Raw genomic sequence first — 2,868 nt, 5'->3', positions numbered from 1 at the left:
ACGATGAGTAATCTCTTCTGGGTGCATAATGGCTGTTTGTATACTCCCTTAATTGATCGTTGCGGTGTTAAAGGTGTGATGCGAGATTATCTGATTAAACTCGCTTCGGAACTGGGGCTGCTTGTTGAGGAAGGTCGTTATAAACCAGAGGTGCTTAATGGGGCAGATGAGGTATTTATCTGTAACAGCCTCATTAAAATCTGGCCTGTGACTCGGATCGATCAGAATACATTCTCTATTGGCTCTATGACGAAAAATTTGCAACAGGCGTTGCATAAGGATTTAAGTTGTTAAAGAAGTTTATTGTTGTATCAGTAGTGCTGATAACACTTGTGATTGTTGCTGGGCTATGGGTTTGGAACGACTATAAGGCATACATCAATCAGCCTGTAGGCTTAACTGAAAAGATAGAGTTTGAAGTAAAAAAAGGCTCTAATTTCAATGGCTTGGTTAAGCAGCTTAATGAAGTTTCTGGGCCACTAAATGAGCACTACTTCAAGCTATATGGCAGACAGTCTGGATTGGCCGGAAAAATTAAAGCCGGTATTTATGAGCTGGATATCGATACGACACCAGCTAGTTTTTTAGCAGCAATTACGTCAGGTCGTTCGATTAGTTATCAATTTACGATCATCGAAGGAAGTACCTTCAAAGAGTTGCGCGCACGCTTAAATGATAATCCTCATATTGTAGATGACCTAAAGGGCCTAAACCTCGATCAGATAAAAGCGAAATTATCGATCAGCGAGCACCCTGAAGGGATGTTTCTGGCCGAAACCTACAGCTTTGATAAGAACAGTGCTGCTTCAACATTGCTGAAAAGAGCAAATAAAATGCTAATCGAAGCGCTTGATTCAGCTTGGGAGGGTAAGGATGCAGCGCTGCCGTATAAGTCAGCTTATGAGGCCCTTATCATGGCATCTATTGTTGAAAAAGAGACGGCCCGTCCAGATGAGCGACCTGTCATCGCAGGTGTTTTTGTTCGTCGTTTGAATAAAAGGATGCGATTGCAAACGGATCCTACTGTGATTTATGGCATGGGTGATAGTTATAAAGGCAATATCCGCAGATCTGATCTGCGTAAACCGACGCCTTATAATACTTATGTTATTCCAGCGCTCCCGCCTACGCCTATTGCGATGGTTGGTCGTGAAGCTATAGAGGCGTCAGTGCACCCTAAAGAGGGTAAGGCGCTTTATTTCGTTGCTAAGGGCGATGGTAGTCATTATTTCTCGGCAACGTTAAAAGAGCACAATAATGCGGTAAGGAAATATCAGCTTAATCGCCGTAAAGACTATCGCTCTTCTCCTTAAGTATTTAGGTCATCGATATGAATCAAAGATTATCTGGTCGCTTTATCACCGTAGAGGGTACCGAAGGGGTTGGTAAATCCACCAATATAGAATATCTATGCAGTTTATTAGATGCTCAGGGAATTGAGGTGGTCCTCACCAGAGAGCCTGGTGGTACACCGCTAGCTGAAGAACTGCGTGAGCTTTTGCTTGCTCCAAGGGAAGAGACGGTCAGCGAAGATACAGAGCTGTTATTGATGTTTGCGGCCAGAGCGCAGCATCTTGAGAATGTTATAAAGCCAGCGCTTGGGCGTGGTGCATGGGTTGTTAGTGACAGATTTACTGATGCTACCTTTGCATACCAGGGCGGTGGTCGTGGCGTTAATGTTGATCATATTCAGGCCCTGGAAACCATCGTTCAGCATGGTCTTCAGCCTGACCTGACACTTCTATTGGATCTGGATGTTGAAACCGGGCTGAAGAGAGCCTCAAAGCGAAGTGAACCTGATCGATTTGAGCGTGAAAAGCTGGATTTTTTTGAAAAAGTGCGCAGTACCTACCTTCAGAGGGCAAGCGCTGAGCCTGAACGATTTGCTGTCATAGACGCAGGTAGAAGTATTCCTGATGTTCAGTCGCAGATTTCTGAAGCGTTAATCCATTTCCTGGATGGTCACCATGACTGAACTGATAACCGCGTATCCATGGTTTGCTGAGCGTAATAAGCATCTTGCTGAGTTGCACCGGCAAAAGCGCTTGCCCCATGCGTTACTTATTCATGGAATGCAGGGTATAGGTAAGGCACTTTTCGCTAAGTCTTTTGCTCAGATGTTGCTTTGCCAGCAACCAGAGTCAGGTAAAGCTTGTGGTGTTTGTAAGTCCTGCGAATTGAATGCTGCGGGTAGTCATCCGGATCTGTTTATTCTTCAGCCTGAAGAGGCGGGTAAGCAGCTGAAGGTAGATCAGGTGAGGGCGCTGGGTGAGTTTATCTACAGTACTGCTCAGCAGGGCGGGTATCGTGTTGTGGTTATTGATCCTGCTGATTCGATGAATATAGCCTCTGCAAATGCGCTGCTTAAAATGTTAGAAGAGCCTGGCTCTGATACGTTGTTGCTACTGGTGACTTCTAAAATGGGTCAGGTTTTGCCAACGATTAAAAGCCGTTGCCAGCACATTGAATGCGTTACGCCTGATACTGAAGTCGCTATTAGCTGGTTGATGTCTGAAGGTGATCTTGATGAAGAGCGTGCCCGTGGGGTGCTGACTATCAATCGAGGAGCACCCAAAGAGGCGCTTGCTTACCTAAATAATAACCTGGGTGAGGATCGTGCTCAGCTTATTCGCGGCCTGGCCGATATTTTAAAACAAAGGCGCAGTCCTTTAGAGGTTGCCCAGGCCTGGCAGAAGCTTGATTTAGAGCTTTTACTAGGTTGGTTGTATAGTTTGTTAACTGATATTGCCCGTGGTGCTTTGTGTGAGAATGATGACTCGGTTCGTCACGAAGATGCCCGTAATATGCTTAACGCAGTTGCTAAAAAACTGACCCCGTTAGAATCTTTAAATTAGCAGATAAAGTTCA

At 45.1% G+C, this 2,868-nt stretch carries 4 protein-coding genes; all 4 read left to right on the top strand.

Features of this window, described 5'->3' with window-relative positions:
* On the top strand, nucleotides 1-294 hold a 294-nt coding region (locus tag MED92_RS01090), incomplete at its 5' end, for an aminotransferase class IV (RefSeq protein ID WP_007019613.1).
* Entirely contained in the window at nucleotides 288-1,313 is a 1,026-nt protein-coding gene (mltG, locus tag MED92_RS01085) for an endolytic transglycosylase MltG (RefSeq protein ID WP_007019612.1), read from the top strand. The genes MED92_RS01090 and mltG, both read left to right, overlap by 7 nt.
* Nucleotides 1,314-1,330: 17 nt before the next feature.
* Nucleotides 1,331-1,975, top strand: a complete 645-nt coding sequence (gene tmk / locus MED92_RS01080; protein WP_007019611.1) for a dTMP kinase — start codon at nucleotides 1,331-1,333, stop codon at nucleotides 1,973-1,975.
* Nucleotides 1,968-2,855, top strand: a complete 888-nt coding sequence (locus MED92_RS01075) for a DNA polymerase III subunit delta' (protein WP_007019610.1) — start codon at nucleotides 1,968-1,970, stop codon at nucleotides 2,853-2,855. Before tmk ends, MED92_RS01075 begins: the two co-directional genes overlap by 8 nt.
* The last annotated feature ends 13 nt before the right edge of the window (nucleotides 2,856-2,868 follow it).

This window comes from Neptuniibacter caesariensis (assembly GCF_000153345.1).
In the GTDB taxonomy this organism is placed as follows: Bacteria; Pseudomonadota; Gammaproteobacteria; order Pseudomonadales; family Balneatricaceae; genus Neptuniibacter; species Neptuniibacter caesariensis.
Note: the sequence above shows the minus strand (reverse complement) of the source record. Positions and strands in the feature narration are given on the sequence as shown.